A 17,253-nucleotide genomic window follows, 5' to 3' on the forward strand; every position below is an offset into this window, starting at 1 on the left:
GACGCAAGCAATGAACCGCCGCGACATCGTGAACCTGACGGGCGCGGCCCTGGCGCTCGCGGCGGTCCCGCTGCCGATCGCGGCGAAGGAAACCATGCCGATGTACGGACTGATCGGCCAGATGATGGCCACGCCCGGTAACCGTGACGCGCTGGTCGCGATCCTCGCCGAAGGCACGGACGCCATGCCGGGCTGCCTCGGCTACGTGGTCGCCACCGATAGCGAGAACCCCGACGCGATCTGGATCACCGAGGTCTGGGACGGCAAGGCGAGCCACACCGCCTCGCTGAAGCTGCCCGCCGTCCAGGCCGCCATCGCCAAGGCGCGCCCGATCATCGCCGGGTTCGGCCACCGGTTCGAAACCACGCCGGTGGCCGGCGTCCGCTGACCGAACCCTAGGTTCGTCCGGCCGGGGTGACCGTGGCGGCCTCGGTGGTGACGCTCTCGATAATCGGCGCCTCGTCATAGAGGGCGTCGCGCTCGTCGAGCTGGCGGCGGATATCGGCGTGCCGCACCGCGCCCAGCTTGTAGCCGATCATGCAGGCGCCCCCGAGCATGACGAAGACCACCGGGCCGATCAGGTAGGCGAGCTCCAGATTGTGGATCGCCGTGGGGGTGTTGGCCGCGCCCTCCTTGGCGATGTAGCCCACCTTGTCGAGCACGAAGAAGGTCAGGCCGATGGAGAAGGCCCCGGCGATCTTCGTGGTCATGACGGTCATGGCGTAGAGCAGGCCCGCCCGCTCCTTGCCCTGTTCCAGGCGCACCTCGTCGGCGACGTCGGCGGTCATGGCGCGGGTCAGGACGTTGAAGCCCGCGGCGAAGAAGCCGGCCACGAACATCGGGATCACTCCGATGGCCATGTTGCCCTGCGGGATGGCCATCAGGGAGACCAGGGTCAGCGAGTAACCGGTGGTGGCGACCATGGTCGCGCGGTGCTTGGAGACCATGGTGGCCAGGCGGCCCATCAGCGGCGCGCCGACGAAGCCCGCCAGGATGTAGACCGCCAGCAGGATGCTGGCCTGACCGGTGGTGAAGCCGCGGCTGTCGGTGAAGAAGAACAGGTAGAGGGCGCTCATCCAGCCGGGACCGAGCGACAGGCAGAGGTCGGCCAGCAGAATCCGGGCGAAGGAAGGCCGCATGATCAGGGCGCCGTAGTCGCGCAGGCGGAACGCGTGGCCCTCGACCTCCGGAGCGATCTTCTCGGGCGTGCGCCACACCACCAGGGCCGCGGCGATGGGGGTCAGCAGGAAGATGAACCAGCCCATGGTCGCCACATTGCCGGCGTCCGAGGCTCCGATGGCCTCGTTGATAATCGGAATGGCGAGGACCGAGGCCGCGCCCAGGACGCCGATGGCGGTCATGATCCCGAACAGCCGCGAGCGGTCGTTGTAGTGGGGGGCGAGCGTCGCCGCCCAGGCCACGTGGGACAGGGTCAGGATCGAGTTGCCCAGGTACATGACCAGCAGCCAGAAGATCAGATAGCCGCGGCCGACCCCCTCGGGTGGCATGAACAGGAAGAAGATGCCGGCCATCAGGACCGGGGCGCCGAGGATCGTCCAGACCCGGTAGCGGCCCCAGGCGGTGCGGGTCTTGTCCATCGTCCAGCCCAGCAGGCCGTCGATGGGGATGTCGATCATACGCACGATGAAGAAAGCCGCGCCCACCAGGGCTAGGTCGACGCCCAGATGGCTGGCGTAGTGGCGGGGCAGATAGACCGAGACCGCGATGGCGACGGCGGAAATCGGCAGGCTGGTGGCCGCGAAGGCCAGGGCGGTGGACAGCGGTAAGAGGCCGGATCGCGGCTTGGAGGCCTGGGTCAAGGTAGAGCTTCTCCCATGAGGTCTGCCACGCCTCTGGGGGGCGCGTTCGAGGTCCTCAGGTTACGCGCGATAACCTAGGGGGTCGCAAGTGAATTCGTGGAAACAAAACGGGCGGCGGCCTCTTTCGAAGCCGCCGCCCGCCGAAAGCACAATCTGGAGCCGGGCCTAGCCGCCCTGCATCTTGCGGAAGAACTTGCCGCTCTGCTCGCCGCCGTTGACATAGGCCTGCTGGCCGGTGGGATCGGAGATCTTGGCCCAGTTGTCGCGGACCTCCTCCACCGACAGGCCGCCCTCGCCGAGATAGACGCCCTCGGTCTCGTAGAGGCGAGTCATGGCGAAGGCGCCGGCGCCGGCGGTCAGGATGGCGCCCGTCGGGGCTTCCTCCGACGCCAGGTAGACCACGCCGGGGGTGACGTATTCCGGCTTCAGCTTTTCCAGCACCGCGGGGGGCATCAGGTTCTCGGTCATCCGGGTCGCGGCCACCGGACTGATGGCGTTGATGTGGATGTTGTTCTTCTGGCCCTCGAGCTTGATGGTGTTCATGAAGCCGATGATGCCGAGCTTGGCCGCGCCATAGTTGGCCTGGCCGAAGTTGCCGTACATGCCGCTCGACGAGGTGGTCACCACGATGCGGCCGTAGTTCTGCTCGCGCATGATCTCCCAGACGGCCTTGGTGGGCTTCACGGTGCCCATCAGGTGGACGTTCAGCACCAGTTCGAAGTCGGCCATCTCCATCTTGGCGAACGACTTGTCGCGCAGGATGCCGGCGTTGGCGATCAGGATGTCGATGCGGCCCCAGGCGTCCATGGCCTGCTTGACCATCAGGGCGACGCCGGCGTCGTCGGTGACCGAGGAGCCGTTGGAGATGGCTTCGCCGCCGAAGGCCTTGATCTCGGCGACCACCGCGTCGGCCGCGGCCGAGGAGCCGCCCGAACCGTCCATCGAACCGCCCAGGTCGTTGACCACCACCTTGGCCCCGCGCCGCGCCAGCTCCAGGGCGTGCTGCCGGCCCAGACCGCCGCCCGCACCCGTGACGATCGCCACCTTGCCGTCAAAGCGGATGTCCGCCATCGAAGTCTCCCGTCCGAACAGGGGTTTGAAAATCGGCCCGGGTTGTGCGGCTCGGCGAAGCGCAGGTCAAGCGTCGCTCGTCAGCCTGCTTGTCCCGTCTTGATTTCGAACCCCCGGTCAGCGGCCCATTCGGTACACGGAGCCGCCATGACGTTCGCCGACCTGACCTTCATACCTGATGACGATGCGCTGGCAGCGCTGGCCTCCGCGTGGGCTTGGCGATTTACCGAACCATTTGAGCCGGTGCTCTTCACGGCGATGGGTGATGTCTTCGTGCGCTACGACGACGGCGAGGTCTGGTGGCTCAATACCGGGACGGCGGAGCTCGTCCGGGTGGCGCCGTCCACCGCCGCGTTTTCGAAACTCCTGGCAGGCGACGACGGGGACTATTGGCTGATGCCGGGGTTCGTCGAGGAACTCCGCCTCGCCGGTAAGCGCTTGGAGCCCGGATGTTGCTACAGCTTCGTGACTTTGCCGATCTTCAGCGAAGGCCGCTACGAAGTCGCGAACCTCAACCCGATGACCGGCCGAGAGCACTTCGGAGTCACTGGAAGCCTCCACGCTCAGCTTCAGGCTCTTCCGGATGGAGCGCTTGTTACGGTCAGGGTGGAGCCCTAGCCGGCGCCCACCAACCTACCGCGCCGCGAGTGTCGTCGCGCCGGGCCGCATGAACTTCACCAGCACGCGCTGGCCGATCAGGAAGGGGGCGCTGTCGGCGCTGACCACCACCTCGACCACGCGGTCGTCGGTGCGTTCGCTGGGGTCGTCGGACTGCAGCTTGCGGGCGCCGAAGACGGCGGCGCGGCGCATCACCGTGCCGCTGAAGATCTTCTTGGGGTCGGACTCCGGGGAGATCTGCACCGCCTGGCCGATGGACACGTGGGCGAGCGAATTCTCGGCGATCTCGGCGCGGACGATGCGCGGGGCCGAGGGCTCCAGGTCGAACATGTTGGAGACGTTCAGCGTCGAGGCGCCGGCGCCGGGATTGGCGTAGCGCCGCGCGATGCGGCCGTCGGCCGGGGCGCGGATGATGGTCAGTTCCTGGTTGTAGCGGGCCTCTTCCAGCGACGCCTGGGCGGTGAGCACGGCGGCGCGCTGCGCCTCGAGATTGGCCTGGGCCTCGCGGATCTTGTCGGCGGCCTGGTCCATGCGCTGGCCGGCCACGAAGTTGGTGGAGACCAGGCCCTGCAGGCGGGCGTGCTCGCGCTGGGCGGTGGTGAGCTGGACGTTGAGCATGGAGATCTGGGCGCGGGCCTGGTGGACCGCCGCGGCGGCGCGGGCGGCGGCCAGGCGCGGTTCATCGTCCTCCTGGCGGGCGAGGATCTGGCCCTTCACGACGCGGTCGCCTTCCTGGACCAGGACCTCTCGCACGATGCCGGCGCGGCGGGCGGCCACCTGGATGATGCCGCCTTCCACGTCGGCCTTGCCGTTGGCGATGGCCACATAGGGGCTCTTGGGCGCCTTGGCCGCGGCGACCTTGGCGGCGGCCTCCTGCTTGGCCTTGGCCTGGCCGGAATAGACCAACCCGCCGCCGCCCAGCACCGCCGCGAGGACGAAGACGATCAGCTTGATGCGATGGGACTTGAGGAAGGCGAACATGGTCTCAGGCTCCGATGAGCTCGGGGTGGCGGTCGATGGCGTGGATGGGCGCGTGGTCGGTGCGCCTGTCGTCCAGGATCTGGCCGTCCTCGATGTGGATGATGCGGTCGGCATAGGCTTCCAGCCGCGGGTCGTGGGTCACGCAGATCACGGCCGCGCCGTGCTGCTTGGCCGCCCGCTGCAGGAGCTTGATGACGATCTGGCCGTTCTCGCCGTCGAGCGCGCTGGTGGGCTCGTCGGCGAACAGCAGGCGCGGCTCCTTGGCGAGCGCCCGGGCGATGGCCACCCGCTGCTTCTCACCGCCGGAAAGCTCGGCCGGCCGCTGGTTGAGGCGCGCGCCCAGACCCACCTCGGTGAGCGCCACGGCGGCCCGGTCGCGGGCTTCCTCGGGGGAGAAGCCCTTGTACTTCAGGATAGTCGTCACCTGCTGCAGGGCCGAGAGCGCCCCGAACAGGTTGAAGCCCTGGAAGATGAAGCCGCAGTGGTCGAGGCGGAACCGGTCGATCTTGCCGGGGCGCAGGGACCAGAGATCCTCGCCCATGGCGGTCACCTGACCGGCGTCGGGTTTCAGTAGCCCGGAGAGGGCGGCGACCAGGGTCGACTTGCCAGAGCCCGAGGGACCCATGACCATGGTCATCTCGCCGTGACGGGCCTCGAAGTCGACAGACTTCAGCACCTCGATATGGGTCCGGCCGGTCTTGAAGCGCTTGACCAGGCCGGTCCCCTGGATGGCGACGGAATGGGGGGCGTTCATCGCAGCAGGTCCGCGGGTTGGCTCTTTTTCAGGATGCCCAGGGCCATCAGGCCGGAGGCGAGCGAAATGATCATCAGCAGGACTCCGACTCCGATCACCCAGGGAACCGGGAAGCCCATGGGCAGGCCGCCGTTCTTGGCCAGCAGGGCGACCAGGAAGGTGAAGAGCCCGGTGGCCGCCAGACCGACGCAGCCGACCCAGAACGACAGCTCCAGCACGATCAGCCGCAGCGAGCCCATGGAGACGCCCAGCGCCCTCAGCGAGGCGAACTCCTTGATATTGGCCAGGATCGCCCCGCGCAGGGTCTGGGAGGTGATGCCCACCCCGATCAGGAAGCCCAGGAAGACCGAGAAGCCGAGGAAGATGCCGATGATCTGTTCCTTCATCAGCGCGCCCTCATTGGCCTGGGCGAGCTCGGCGCGGGTCCAGGCGCGATAGGCGCCCTTGGCGTCGGCGTTGAGCTGGTCGCGAACCATTTCGGCCTGGGCGGGGTCCTTGACGCGGACCATCAGCGGCCCGGTCTTCTCGCCCTTCTCCATCATGCCGAGGCGTCGCAGGGTGTCGCGCGAGACCACCACCGAGGCCTGGTTGATGTCGGGATAGCCGTCGAGCAGGGCGCGAACATGCACCGTCTTGCCGTTCAGGGAGGCGGAGTCGCCCAGCGTCACGCCCAGGCGGCCCAGCGCCGAGCGGTCGATGGCGATGGCGTTGGGCTCCATCAGCGCGACCCGCACGCTCTCGGGATAGTCGACGGGCAGGGTGAGCGCGCCCACCTCGGTGTCGACCATGTTCACCTGCACAAAGGTGGTGATCTGCTTTTGCTTGCCGGTGGGCTGGTTGATCCAGCGGCCGCCGCCGCCGTCGAAGCTGGCGACCTCCGCCACCTGGGGGTGCAGGTAGAGCTGGGGGCCGATGCGACGCGGCAGGCTCGAGGGCCCGGAATTGATCAGGCTTTCGGACTTGGCCGGCATGATCATCAGGTCGGCGCGCGAGCGGTCGATGGTGGCCGTCGCGGCCTGCACGATGCCGGTGAACATCCCCACCTGGGCGAGGATCAGCAGGCCCGAAAAGGCGAGCGCGATCACGGCCGCCAGATATCGGCGCCATTCGTAGATCAAGGTGGCCAGAGCCAGCGACATGGGTCCCTCCCAGGGACCTCAGGGTGTGACGTCGCGTAGGGGCCGAACCAAGTTAAATCACGGTAAGGCGGGCGTCCGCAGGCTGGTCACATGCCGTCGCCATTGTTACACAACCCGCCCAATCCCAGGCCCGGTCAGGGCCCGCGTCACCCAGGTGCGATACGAATGACCCTACCTGAATTCGGTGTAATCACCGGTGGCCTGCGTGCAACCACCGGCCTGCTGGCCTGTGTCGGCCTCCTCGCCGCCACGTCGCCCGCGCTCGCCGACGAGGGCATGTGGACATTCGACAACTTCCCCACCGCCAAGGTCAACGCCGCCTACGGCCTGAAACTCGACCAGAAGTGGCTGGACCGGGTGCAGGGCGCCTCCGTGCGCCTGACCTCCGGCTGCTCGGCCTCGCTGGTCTCCAAGTCGGGCCTGGTGCTCACCAACCACCACTGCGTGGTCGAGTGCGTGCAGGACCTGTCCTCGGAGAAGACCGACTATGTGAAGCAGGGCTTCGCGGCGGTGAACCGGGCCGAGGAGCGCAAGTGCCCGGGCATGCAGGCGGAGATCCTGACCTCGATCACTGACCTGACCAGGGACATCAAGGCCGCCACCGCCGGCAAGACAGGCCAGGACTTCGTCAAGGCGCGCGACAGCGCCATGGCTGCGGCCGAACAGGCCGCGTGCGGGTCCGACACGCTGCTGCGCTGCCAGGTGGTCAGCCTGTACCGGGGCGGCCAGTTCAAGCTCTACAAGTACCGCAAATATGCCGACGTGCGGCTGGTCTTCGCGCCCGAGTTCGCCACGGCCTTCTTCGGCGGCGACCCCGACAATTTCAACTTCCCCCGCTACAATCTCGATATCGGCTTCCTGCGGCTCTACCACGACAATAAGCCGGTGGTGACGCCCCAGCACCTGACCTGGGCGACCCGCGCGCCGAAGGAAGGCGAGCCGACCTTCGTCTCCGGCAATCCCGGCTCCACCGACCGCCTGCTGACCGTGGCCCAGCTCGAGACCCTGCGCGACCTGGCGATCCCGGTCGGCCAGCTGCAGCGTTCCGAGATCCGCGGCCGGCTGGCCCGGTTCTCGGAGGAGGGCCCAGAGCACAAGCGCATCGCCACCGACCCGCTGTTCGGCGTCGAGAATTCCTTCAAGGTGTTCTTCGGCCGCCAGTTCGTGCTGAACGACAAGGCCTTCATGGACGCCAAGCGCGCCCAGGAGGCCGAGTTGAAGTCCAAGGTCGGCGCCGACGCCGCCCTGGCCGCCGACATCGGCGACCCCTGGGGCGAGATCGCCAAGGCCCAGGAGGCCTATGCGAACAACTACCTGCGCTATCGGCAGATCGAAGGCGGGGCGACCTATTCCAACCTCTACGACTACGCCGAGACCCTGGTCCGCGCCGCCCAGGAGCGGAGCAAGCCCGCGGCCGAGCGGTTGGCCGAATACGCCGACGTCCGCCTGCCGCTGATCGAGAAGCAGCTCCTGGACGAGAAGCCGATCGATGCGGAGCTGGAGGAGCTCTATCTCGGCTTCTGGCTGTCGAAGACCCGCGAGTATCTGACCACCGACGACGACGCTGTGAAGGCGGTGCTGGGCAAGGAAAGCCCCGAGGGCCTGGCGGCCCGCGCCGTGAAGGGCTCCAAGCTTGCCGATCCTGCCGTGCGCAAGGCCCTTTGGGACGGCGGCCTGGCGGCGATCGAGGCCTCTGACGACCCAATCATCCAGCTGTTCCTGCGCAACGATCCGGCCGCCCGCGCCGTGCGCAAGGTCTGGGAGACCGAGGTCACTGGTCCCGTCGACCGCGCCGCCGAGCGCATCGCCCGGGCCAAGTTCGCCGTCTATGGCGACGCGGTCTATCCCGACGCCACCTTCACCCTGCGGCTCTCCTACGGGAAGGTCGCCGGCTGGACCCATCGCGGGACCACCATCCCGGCCACGACCAACTTCGCCGGCCTCTACGAGCGGGCCACGGGCGCCGAACCCTTCGAACTGGCCCCGCGCTGGATCGCGGCCAAGGACAAGGTCAATCCGAACACGGTCTACAATTTCGTCACCACCAACGACATCATCGGCGGCAATTCCGGCTCGCCGGTGGTGAGCGCCAAGGGCGAGGTGCTGGGCGCGGCCTTCGACGGCAACATCCACTCGCTGGGCGGCGCCTACGGCTATGACGGAACCATCAACCGCACGGTGGTCGTGGCCACCGCCGCGGCCACCGAGGCCCTGGCCAAGGTCTATGGCCAAGCCAATCTGGTGAAGGAACTGACCGGGAAGTAGCCGGCCGCGGCCTCCCGCCTTCCGCGCGGGGGGCGCGCTTGCCCTGAGGATCGGCCGCGCCATATTGGGCGGCATGTCGAACTTCCGCCTTCCGCTGGGCCACCGGTTCTCGCTCGAGACCGGCGCTGACGCCATCGAAGCCGAGATCATGGCCGAGAAGGGCGCGTCCCTCGGCCGCGCCGGCCAGCGGGTGGAGAACACCCTCGCCGAACTGAAGGCCTTCGACGCCAATGACGGCGCGGCGGGCGACCGGGCGGCGCTGGTGAAGGCCGCGGCCACGGCGGTCTGGTACTACTTCATCCAGCGCGAAGCCTGCGGCATCCGCGACCAGAAGCCGGCCATCGCCCACTACGGCATCCCGCGCGAAGTGTTGATGCGGCTGGGCGCGCGCTAGGGGCCCTACCCAATTGGGCCCAGCGGAAGTTGGCTCATGTGTCCTTCTCCCCTTGCGGGAGAAGGACCGTGATCCGGTCATCAATCAACTGAGTTTGGACCCTAGCGCAGCCTGCGGGCGAGGTCCTGCAGGGTGGCGCGCAGGCCGACGATCTGGTCCAGCGGCAAGTGGAGCTGGCAGGCGAGCGCCGCCGGCACCTCGGCGGCGCGCTCGCGCAGAGCTTCGCCGGCGGCGGTGAGTTCGACCTGCACCCTCCGTTCGTCCTCGGCATCGCGCCGACGCGTGACGAAGCCGGCGGTCTCCAGACGCTTCAGCAGTGGGGTCAGGGTGCCGGAATCCAGGTCCAGCGCCTGGCCCAGATCCTTCACCGTGCGCGGCGCGCGCTCCCAGAGCGCCATCATCGCCAGGTACTGCGGATAGGTCAGGCCCAGGGGCTCCAGCAAGGGCCGATAGGCGCGGGTGACCAGCCCGCTCGCCGCGTAGAGGGCGAAGCAGAGCTGGTTGTCGAGGCGCAGGGCCTCGCCGGCCGCCCTCCGGGCGGCCGGTTCGGTTTTCGAAGTCTTGGTCGCGCTCTTGGTCATTCCGCCCGAACGGTTATCGCAACATCGACATTGCCACGAATGGCGTTGGAATAGGGGCAGACCTGGTGGGCCGCGTCCACCAGGGCCTCGGCGGCGGTCTGGTCGAGGCCTTGGGTCTCGGCGTCGAGGGCCACGGCCAGCTTGAAGCCGCCCTCGGCGCGGGGATGCAGTTCGACGGTGGCGGTGACGGCGGCGCCCTTCAGCGGGACCTTCTGCTGGCCGGCGAGGAAGCGCACGGCGTTTTCGAAACAGGCCGCGTAGCCGGCGGCGAACAGCTGTTCCGGATTGGTCGCGCCGCCCCGGCCGCCCATCTCCTTGGGCAGGGCGAGATCGACGCTGAGCAGGCCGTCCGGGGTTTCGACATGACCGGCGCGGCCGCCGACGGCGCGGGCTTGGGTGGCGTACAGAGCTGACATTTGATCGTCTCCAATTGAATTGTACACAATCAAATAGACCGATCCTGACGGAGGTCAAGGGCGTGGCGCGGCGTGCGCTTGCTTCGGTCATGGCCTCCGTAGTCAATTGGGCCGTGAAGGCTGGTGAGTCCGCCAGCCGGGGGCCGTCCATGTTCCGTCCTGAAAACGCGCAGAGCCTCGCCGGCCTGGCCTTCATCCTGGTCGTCTGCTGGGCGATCTCCGAGAACCGCAGGACCTTCCCCTGGAAGCTCGCCTTGGGCTCCATCTTCGTCCAGATCGCGCTGATCCTGCTGCTGTTCGGCCTGCCGGGTTCGCAGGCGGTGATCGAAACGATCAACAAAGGGGTCGATGGCCTCGGCGCGGCCACCGCCCAGGGCACCCGCTTCGTGTTCGGCTACATGGGCGGCGGCGACCAGCCCTATCAGGTGACCAATAGCGGGGCCCTCTTCACCTTCGCCTTCCAGGTCCTGCCGCTGATCCTGGTGATCTCGGCGCTCTCGGCCCTGCTGTGGCACTGGCATGTGCTGAAGTGGGTGATCCGGGTGTTCGGCATCCTGTTCCAGCGCACCATGGGCCTGGGCGGCGCCTCGGCGCTCGCTGTGGCGGCCAACATCTTCCTGGGCATGATCGAGAGCCCCATCGTCATCCGCGCCTATCTGGACCGCCTGACCCGCTCGGAGCTGTTCCTGATGATCGTGGTGGGCCTGGCCACCGTCGCCGGCTCCACCATGGTGGCCTATGCGACCATCCTGAAGGCCAGCCTGCCCAATGCGGCCGCCCACGTGCTGGTGGCCTCCATCATCTCCGCCCCGGCCGGGGTGCTGCTGGCGCGCATCGTGGTGCCAGAGAAGGAGGGGCTGGGCGGCGCCTATGCCGACTACACCTCGCTGCTGAAATATGACTCCGCCATCGACGCCATCAGCAAGGGCACCATGGACGGGCTGTCGGTGGTGCTGAACATCTCGGCCATCCTGATCGTCTTCGTGGCCCTGGTGGCCATCGGCAACGGCCTGCTCTCGGTCTTCCCGCCGGTTTATGGCGAAGCGATCACCATCGAGCGGGTGCTGGGCCTGTTCTTCGCGCCGCTGGCCTGGGCCATGGGCGTCCATTGGGACGAGGCGCTCAAGGCAGGGTACCTGCTGGGCGTGAAGCTGATGCTCACGGAGTTCATCGCCTTCATCCAGCTGGGCGCGATCCCGGCGGGCGAGATGAGCGAGCGCACCCGAATGATCATGACCTATGCCCTTTGCGGCTTCGCCAATGTGGGGTCGGTGGGGATCACCGTCTCAGGGATCGGGGTCCTGATGCCGGAGCGGCGAAACGAGATCATCGGCATGGTCTGGAAGGCGCTGGTCGCGGGCTTCCTGGCCACCTGCATGACAGCGGCCCTGGTCGGCGCCATGCCGCACGAACTGTTCGGGCGCTAGGATGATCAGGATCCTCGCTCTCGTCGCGACCCTGGCCCTGGCCCTTCCCGCCGCCGCGCAGGAGCTGACGGTCGTCGGCCTCGACGGCAAGGCCAAGGTGCTGAAAGCCGCCGACTTTGTGGGATTCCCGCGCGCCGAGGTGGCCGTGCCGCAGGACCAGGGATCGAAGACCTATGAAGGCCCGATCCTGGCCTATGTGCTGCGCGCCGGCGGCCTGCCCGTGGGGCCCAGGCTGCATGGGGATCCCCTGCGGGCCTTCGTGATCGTCACCGGCGCGGACGGCTTCCAGGCGGTGTTCTCGCTGGCCGAGCTGGACAAGGACTATCACGACGGGACGGTGGTGCTGGGCGACAAGGTCGACGGCCAGGCCCTGCCCGCCAAGGAGGGGCCCTGGCGGCTGGCGGTCTCGGGCGACAAGAAGCGCTGGCGCAGTGTCTACGGCGTCACCCGCATCGAGGCGCGGCTGGCGGATGCGCCGGCCGCGAAGGCGCCCTCGGCCATGGACCACGCCCACTAGGTGGGTTTGATCAGCTCCAGCGACCGGATGCGGGTCTCCAGGGTGGGGCCGACCGCCATGACGAACAGCTCGTCGGCCCCCGTGCTCGCCGCCTTCGCCGCCAGGCCGGCGCGCACGGCCGCCGCGTCACCCACGATCCCGCGCGCCATCACGCCCGCCAGGCGCGGGTCGCCCGCGTGTTCGGCCAGGAAGGCCTGGGCCTCGGGGATGGAGCGGAAGCGGCGGGGCTGATTGAACAGGGTGGCGAGGTTGGACGCCCGCATGGGCGCGGCCAGGCGCTGGGCTTCCGCGTTGGTCTCGGCGGCGAGCGCGATGGTGGCGATCCCGGCCCAGGGCGCCTCGCGGAACACCGAAGGTTCGAAGGCCGCCCGGTAGGCCTCCACCGAGGGCGTCCCGTCGGTGCGGGCGATGAACTCGGCGAACACCATGCCCACTCCGGCGCGGCCCGCGAAATCGGCGCTCTCGGGCGAGGAGGTCAGCATGAAGAGGTCGGGATGGCTCGGCCCGGCGGGATTGGCGTGGATGTCGTGGGCGGGGTGGGCCTCGGTGATCGGCTCGCGGCCCGAGGCGTCGAGCAGCCAGGCGTTCAGCAGGGCGAAGTACTGCGGGAAGGCTTCGGAGCCCGCCGAGCGCAAGGCCCCGCCGGTGCGGCCGTCCGTGCCGAGCGCGCGGCCGACGCCCAGGTCGATGCGGCCAGGCGCGAGCGCCTCCAGCTCCATGAACACCTCGGCCACCTTCAGCGGCGAGTGGTTGACCAACATTACCCCACCCGACCCCAGGCGGATGGTGTTGGTGGCCTGTGTCAGAGCCGCGATCAGGATTTCGGGGGCCGGAGAGGAGAGCGTGCCGATATTGTGGTGCTCGGCCACCCAGAAGCGGTGATAGCCCAGCCGCTCGGCGGCCTTGGCCACCTCGATCGTGTCGCGGACCGCCTGGGCCTGCGTGCCGTCCCCGCTGACCGGCGAGAGGTCGAGGACGGAGAGCGTGAAGCTCACGCCTCGTCCTTCAGGGCCCGGCGGACCATGCGCAGGCCGTAGGCCGCCAAGAGGCCCGCGAACAGGCCGAAGACGACTTCGCTCGCCAGGGTCCCGACCTGTTCCGGCCGCATGGCCTTGCCCCCCGACAGCGCGACGAACAGCAGCAGGTCCATGGCCAGGAACAGGAAGACCGGCCCGGCGAACAGCACCAGCGCCGCGCCCGGCGCGGCCTTCTTCAACTTCGCGGCGTCCAGGGGCTTCATGTGGCGGCCTTTCGTTGCGCCCGCCGCTCGCGGGTGAGGATCATGGTCTCGGCGTTGTCGTCTTCCGGATCGGCCATCGCGAAGCCCTCGCGCGCATAGACCCTGATGGCGCGCGCATTGGCCGGTCGCACGTGGAGGTCCACGGCGTCGGCTGGATTGTGTTCGAACAGCCAATCGATGACGGCCAGCAGCAGTTTCGTGCCGGTTCCCGCGCCCGGCTGCGTCACCGCGATCCGCCGCAGCCGCACCACCGGATCCAGGTAGCGCTGGAAGATCACGAAGCCGGTCAGCCCCTCGTCCGTCCGCCAGCCGAGATAGCGGGCCGCCGGGGAGGCCATCTCCTCGGCGTGCTCCTCCGCCGTCCACTGGCCGACGAAGGCCTCGTAGCCGGGCAGGCGCTCGATGCGCATGCACTCGGGGATGTCGGCGGGAGCGAGCTCGACCAGCACCGGTCAGGTCCTGATGGTGGTCTTCTTGAGCACGGCCGAGAAGCTCATCACAGCGTCGCCGCCGGCGGTCATCAGGCCGCGGACGAAGACCATGCTGCGGCCGGCCTTCACCACCTCGCCGGTGCATTCCACCATCGCGCCCAGGGCCACCGCGCCGACGAACTCGCTGTTGAAGGTGGCCGTCACGCTGCGGCTCTCGGCCAGCGCCTCGCGGGCGATCACGAACAGGCAGTAGTCGGCGAAGGTCATCAGCGCCCCGCCGTGCATGAAGCCGCCGCCGTTCATGTGGCGCGGCTCGGCCCGCACCGCGCAGACCGGACGGCCGTCCCCGTCCTTGCGGTAATAGAAGGGCCCGGCCAGGTCCTCGAACGGGTCGTTGCCATAGGCGTACCAACCGGCCCATTCGCCCGTCTCGATGAGTTCGTGCCGCCAGGCCGTGGTCTGCTGTTCGCCGCCGTCCATAAAATTCCCCGCCATCGTCCGCGAAGCGTTTGCCCGCCGCACGTTCAAACACTAGTTTGCCGCCAAATCTCACAAGCGACCTAGGCGGCGGGGACCCCACATGCAAGGCCGGACTGTCTATCTCTGCGGCGGACTTCGCAGCCCCATCGGCCGCTATGCCGGCGCGCTTTCCAAGGTGCGGGCCGACGATCTGGCGGCCCATCCGCTGAAGGCCCTGATGGCCGCCTATCCGAACCTGGACTGGGGACTGGTCGACGAGGTCATCTACGGAAACGTCAACCAGGCGGGCGAAGACAACCGCAATGTGGCGCGCATGGCGCTGCTGCTGGCCGGCCTGCCTCAGACCACGCCGGGCCTGACCGTAAACCGCCTCTGCGCCTCGGGCCTGGACGCGGTGATCGCCGGGGCCCGGACCATCGCGGCGGGCGAGGCCGACCTGATCATCGCCGGCGGGGTGGAGAGCATGAGCCGCGCCCCCTTCGTCATGGCCAAGCCCGACACCGCCTTCTCCCGCACCCCGGAGATGTACGACACCACCATCGGCTGGCGGTTCGTCAATCCGGCGCTCAAGAAGCAGTACGGCGTCGACGCCATGCCCGAGACGGCCGAGAACGTGGCCACCGACTACCAGATCAACCGCGCCGATCAGGACGCCTTCGCCCAACGTAGCCAGGCGCGCGTCGGCGCGGCCCGCACGCGCGGCTTCTTCGACGGCGAGATCGCCCCCCTGACGATCAAGGACCGCAAGGGTGACATCGTGGTCAGCCAGGACGAGCATCCCCGCCCCGACACGACGCTGGAGGCGCTGAGCGCGCTGCGCCCCATCGTCCGCGAGGACGGCACGGTGACCGCGGGCAACGCCTCGGGCGTCAATGACGGCGCGGCGGCCCTGCTGCTGGCCTCGGCGGAGATGGTCCAGAAGCTGGGCCTGGAGCCGCTCGCCCGCATCGAGGGCGGCGCCTCGGGCGGCGTCGCGCCCCGGGTCATGGGCGTGGGTCCCGTGCCGGCGGTGGCCAAGCTGGTCGCCCGCCTGGGGATCACGGCGCGCGACTTCGACGTCATCGAGCTGAACGAGGCCTTCGCCGCCCAGGCCCTGGCCTGCACCCGCGCCTGGGGGCTGGAAGACGACGCTCCGCACGTCAACCCGAACGGCGGCGCCATCGCCATAGGCCACCCGCTCGGAGCGTCCGGCGCGCGCCTGGCGCTGACGGCGGCGCGGGCGCTGAAGGAACGCGGCGGGGAACGGGCGCTCGCCACCATGTGCGTCGGCGTCGGGCAGGGCTCGGCCCTGGCGCTCGCCAAGGCGTGAGCATGCGCGCGGGACTGTTGTTGAGCCTGTTGCTGGCCGGCGCCGCCCAGGCCCAGGAGCCGGCGCGGCCGATGACCCTCGACGACTTCCTCAAGCCGGAGCCCCCCGCCGAGGCCTTGCCGGCTGAGACGCCTCCGGCCGAGATCCCGCCAACGGAGACCGCTCCTCCCGAGCCGGCGAAGCCCAAGACCCTGATCGAGGCGCTGACGGCCGCGGGCTTCGACCCCAGGACCAAGGTCGAGGGGGCAAGCGTGCAGGTCGTGCAAGGCCAGCGGGCGCTGTTCCACCTGGACGCCAAGGCCGCCCCGGTGCTCGACGGGATCGATGCGGGCAAGCTGGGCGCCGCCCAGCCGGAGGGTCAGGCCGAGACCTACAAGGGCTCCGGCGCCGGCCGCATCGGCCTGGCGCTCGACGCCTCGCCGGCCAAGAAGCAGTCCTACATGAAGGTCTGGAACGGCCTGGCCGCCCCGGTCACCTTCGAGCTGGAGCTGGCGGCCATCCGCAAGGGCCAGCTCATGCGCCGCAAGGTCGAGGGCTGCGCCGTCCCGGCCGGCGGCGTCCACAGCCAGTCCTGGCCAGATCCGGTCATCGCCGTCACCGTGTCCAAGGTCGCCCCGGCGCCCCGCGACGCGACCCCCTGCAGCTAACGAGAAACATCCATGGCCCTCGACCTCGAAACCCGCGAGCAGCTCATCGACACGGTGCGCCGGTTCGTCACCGAGCGGCTGCGGCCGTTGGAGGCCAAGGTCTCGGAGGATGACGCCATCCCCGACGAGGTGCTGGCCGAGATGCGCGAACTCGGCCTCTACGGCCTGTCGATCCCCGAGGAGTTCGGCGGCCTGAACCTCTCCATGGAGGAGGAGTGCCTGGTGGCCGTGGAGCTGGGCCGCACCAGCCCGGCCTTCCGCTCGGCCTTCGGCACCAATGTGGGCATTGGCAGCCAGGGCCTGGTGATGTTCGGCACCGACGAACAGAAGGCCAAGTACCTGCCGGGCATCGCCTCGGGCGAGATCATCACCTCCTTCGCGCTCACCGAGCCGGAGGCTGGGTCCGACAGCGCTAATGTCCAGACCAAGGCGGTCCTGGATGGCGACCATTACGTGCTGAACGGCGTGAAGCGGTTCATCACCAACGCCAACAAGGCCCACCTGTTCACGGTGATGACCCGCACCGACCCGTCCAAACCGGGCGCCGGCGGGGTTTCGGCCTTCCTGGTGGAGCGCGACCTGCCGGGCCTGTCGGTGGGCAAGCCCGAGAAGAAGATGGGCCAGCAGGGCGCCCACATCTGCGACGTGAACTTCGACAATGTCCGGGTGCCGGTGGCCAACCGCCTGGGCCGGGAGGGCGAGGGGTTCAAGGTGGCCATGCAGGTGCTGGACCGCGGCCGGCTGCACATTTCGGCGGTCTGTATCGGGGTGGCCGAACGGCTGATCGCCGACAGCGTCGCCTACGCCACCGAGCGCAAGCAGTTCGGCCAGGCGATCTCCAACTTCCAGCTCATCCAGGGGATGATCGCCGACAGCAAGACCGAGAGCCTGGCCGCGAAGGCGCTCACCATGGAGACCGCCCGCAAGCGCGACGCGGGCCAGAGCGTCACCATGGAGGCCGCGGCGGCCAAGTACTTCGCCTCCGAGATGGTGGGCAAGGTCGCCGACCGGGCGGTGCAGATCTTCGGCGGGGCCGGCTATGTCGCCGACCACGGGATCGAGCGGTTCTATCGCGACGTGCGCATCTTCCGCATCTATGAGGGCACCAGCCAGGTGCAGCAGGTGGTCATCGCCCGCGAGACCCTGAAGCGGGGCGGCTGAAC

At 68.7% G+C, this 17,253-nt stretch carries 20 protein-coding genes; 9 read left to right on the forward strand and 11 right to left on the reverse strand.

What is annotated here, in order from left to right:
• Positions 1 to 10 precede the first annotated feature (10 nt).
• Positions 11 to 388, forward strand: coding sequence for a putative quinol monooxygenase (locus tag Q8Q88_RS17770; RefSeq protein WP_305676516.1), 378 nt, complete (start codon positions 11 to 13; stop codon positions 386 to 388).
• Positions 389 to 395: 7 nt separating this feature from the next.
• On the opposite strand, the gene Q8Q88_RS17775 is transcribed toward Q8Q88_RS17770, so the two are convergent.
• A complete protein-coding gene (locus Q8Q88_RS17775; protein WP_305676517.1) occupies positions 396 to 1,820 on the reverse strand; it encodes an MFS transporter in 1,425 nt (474 codons plus the stop codon).
• A 165-nt stretch (positions 1,821 to 1,985) separates the two neighbouring features.
• Positions 1,986 to 2,891 (reverse strand): SDR family NAD(P)-dependent oxidoreductase, encoded by a 906-nt coding sequence (locus Q8Q88_RS17780; protein ID WP_305676518.1) that lies wholly within the window; start codon positions 2,889 to 2,891, stop codon positions 1,986 to 1,988.
• A gap of 147 nt (positions 2,892 to 3,038) precedes the next feature.
• Between Q8Q88_RS17780 and Q8Q88_RS17785 the strand changes: the two genes are divergently transcribed.
• Entirely contained in the window at positions 3,039 to 3,509 is a 471-nt protein-coding gene (locus tag Q8Q88_RS17785) for a hypothetical protein (RefSeq protein ID WP_305676519.1), read from the forward strand.
• Positions 3,510 to 3,524: 15 nt separating this feature from the next.
• Here Q8Q88_RS17785 and Q8Q88_RS17790 read toward each other — a convergent pair whose 3' ends face one another.
• Genes Q8Q88_RS17790 through Q8Q88_RS17800 form a run of 3 tightly spaced genes read right to left on the reverse strand, consistent with a single transcriptional unit; the run spans position 3,525 to position 6,383 of the window.
• Positions 3,525 to 4,490 carry an HlyD family secretion protein gene (locus Q8Q88_RS17790; protein WP_305676520.1) on the reverse strand — a complete coding sequence of 322 codons (966 nt, stop codon included), beginning with the start codon at positions 4,488 to 4,490 and terminating at the stop codon, positions 3,525 to 3,527.
• Between the two features lie 4 nt (positions 4,491 to 4,494).
• On the reverse strand, positions 4,495 to 5,244 hold the full coding sequence (locus tag Q8Q88_RS17795; RefSeq protein ID WP_305676521.1) for an ABC transporter ATP-binding protein: 750 nt from the start codon (positions 5,242 to 5,244) through the stop codon (positions 4,495 to 4,497).
• Positions 5,241 to 6,383, reverse strand: coding sequence for an ABC transporter permease (locus Q8Q88_RS17800; protein ID WP_305676522.1), 1,143 nt, complete (start codon positions 6,381 to 6,383; stop codon positions 5,241 to 5,243). The genes Q8Q88_RS17795 and Q8Q88_RS17800 overlap by 4 nt, the downstream gene beginning before the upstream one ends.
• A gap of 165 nt (positions 6,384 to 6,548) precedes the next feature.
• Between Q8Q88_RS17800 and Q8Q88_RS17805 the strand changes: the two genes are divergently transcribed.
• Both Q8Q88_RS17805 and Q8Q88_RS17810 read left to right on the forward strand, forming a co-directional pair.
• Entirely contained in the window at positions 6,549 to 8,648 is a 2,100-nt protein-coding gene (locus Q8Q88_RS17805) for a S46 family peptidase (RefSeq protein ID WP_305676523.1), read from the forward strand.
• A gap of 73 nt (positions 8,649 to 8,721) precedes the next feature.
• Positions 8,722 to 9,042 carry a DUF6665 family protein gene (locus tag Q8Q88_RS17810; RefSeq protein ID WP_305676524.1) on the forward strand — a complete coding sequence of 107 codons (321 nt, stop codon included), beginning with the start codon at positions 8,722 to 8,724 and terminating at the stop codon, positions 9,040 to 9,042.
• A 101-nt stretch (positions 9,043 to 9,143) separates the two neighbouring features.
• Here the strand turns inward: Q8Q88_RS17810 and Q8Q88_RS17815 are convergent, their stop codons facing one another.
• Together Q8Q88_RS17815 and Q8Q88_RS17820 are read right to left on the reverse strand one after the other, a co-directional pair.
• Positions 9,144 to 9,623 carry a MarR family winged helix-turn-helix transcriptional regulator gene (locus Q8Q88_RS17815; RefSeq protein WP_305676525.1) on the reverse strand — a complete coding sequence of 160 codons (480 nt, stop codon included), beginning with the start codon at positions 9,621 to 9,623 and terminating at the stop codon, positions 9,144 to 9,146.
• Positions 9,620 to 10,039, reverse strand: a complete 420-nt coding sequence (locus Q8Q88_RS17820; protein WP_305676526.1) for an organic hydroperoxide resistance protein — start codon at positions 10,037 to 10,039, stop codon at positions 9,620 to 9,622. Before Q8Q88_RS17820 ends, Q8Q88_RS17815 begins: the two co-directional genes overlap by 4 nt.
• 149 nt (positions 10,040 to 10,188) lie before the next feature.
• Between Q8Q88_RS17820 and Q8Q88_RS17825 the strand changes: the two genes are divergently transcribed.
• Both Q8Q88_RS17825 and Q8Q88_RS17830 read left to right on the forward strand, forming a co-directional pair.
• Positions 10,189 to 11,466 carry a NupC/NupG family nucleoside CNT transporter gene (locus Q8Q88_RS17825; protein ID WP_305676527.1) on the forward strand — a complete coding sequence of 426 codons (1,278 nt, stop codon included), beginning with the start codon at positions 10,189 to 10,191 and terminating at the stop codon, positions 11,464 to 11,466.
• Between the two features lies 1 nt (position 11,467).
• On the forward strand, positions 11,468 to 11,983 hold the full coding sequence (locus tag Q8Q88_RS17830; protein WP_305676528.1) for a molybdopterin-dependent oxidoreductase: 516 nt from the start codon (positions 11,468 to 11,470) through the stop codon (positions 11,981 to 11,983).
• On the opposite strand, the gene Q8Q88_RS17835 is transcribed toward Q8Q88_RS17830, so the two are convergent.
• From Q8Q88_RS17835 to Q8Q88_RS17850, 4 genes are read right to left on the reverse strand one after another with little or no spacing between them, the layout of a single operon-like run.
• Positions 11,980 to 12,978: an MsnO8 family LLM class oxidoreductase gene (locus Q8Q88_RS17835; RefSeq protein WP_305676529.1), complete on the reverse strand. Its 999-nt coding sequence runs from the start codon at positions 12,976 to 12,978 to the stop codon at positions 11,980 to 11,982. The two genes, Q8Q88_RS17830 and Q8Q88_RS17835, sit on opposite strands and share 4 nt — an antisense overlap.
• Entirely contained in the window at positions 12,975 to 13,223 is a 249-nt protein-coding gene (locus Q8Q88_RS17840; RefSeq protein ID WP_305676530.1) for a hypothetical protein, read from the reverse strand. The genes Q8Q88_RS17835 and Q8Q88_RS17840 overlap by 4 nt, the downstream gene beginning before the upstream one ends.
• Positions 13,220 to 13,672, reverse strand: coding sequence for a GNAT family N-acetyltransferase (locus tag Q8Q88_RS17845; RefSeq protein WP_305676531.1), 453 nt, complete (start codon positions 13,670 to 13,672; stop codon positions 13,220 to 13,222). Before Q8Q88_RS17845 ends, Q8Q88_RS17840 begins: the two co-directional genes overlap by 4 nt.
• A gap of 3 nt (positions 13,673 to 13,675) precedes the next feature.
• Positions 13,676 to 14,134 (reverse strand): PaaI family thioesterase, encoded by a 459-nt coding sequence (locus Q8Q88_RS17850; protein WP_305676532.1) that lies wholly within the window; start codon positions 14,132 to 14,134, stop codon positions 13,676 to 13,678.
• A gap of 100 nt (positions 14,135 to 14,234) precedes the next feature.
• Here Q8Q88_RS17850 and pcaF point away from each other — a divergent pair, with 100 nt between their 5' ends.
• From pcaF to Q8Q88_RS17865, 3 genes are read left to right on the forward strand one after another with little or no spacing between them, the layout of a single operon-like run.
• Positions 14,235 to 15,443, forward strand: coding sequence for a 3-oxoadipyl-CoA thiolase (pcaF, locus tag Q8Q88_RS17855; RefSeq protein ID WP_305676533.1), 1,209 nt, complete (start codon positions 14,235 to 14,237; stop codon positions 15,441 to 15,443).
• 2 nt (positions 15,444 to 15,445) lie between these two features.
• Entirely contained in the window at positions 15,446 to 16,090 is a 645-nt protein-coding gene (locus Q8Q88_RS17860) for a hypothetical protein (RefSeq protein WP_305676534.1), read from the forward strand.
• A 12-nt stretch (positions 16,091 to 16,102) separates the two neighbouring features.
• Entirely contained in the window at positions 16,103 to 17,251 is a 1,149-nt protein-coding gene (locus Q8Q88_RS17865; RefSeq protein WP_305676535.1) for an acyl-CoA dehydrogenase family protein, read from the forward strand.
• The last annotated feature ends 2 nt before the right edge of the window (positions 17,252 to 17,253 follow it).

The organism is Phenylobacterium sp., assembly GCF_030697925.1.
Classification (GTDB): Bacteria; Pseudomonadota; Alphaproteobacteria; order Caulobacterales; family Caulobacteraceae; genus Phenylobacterium.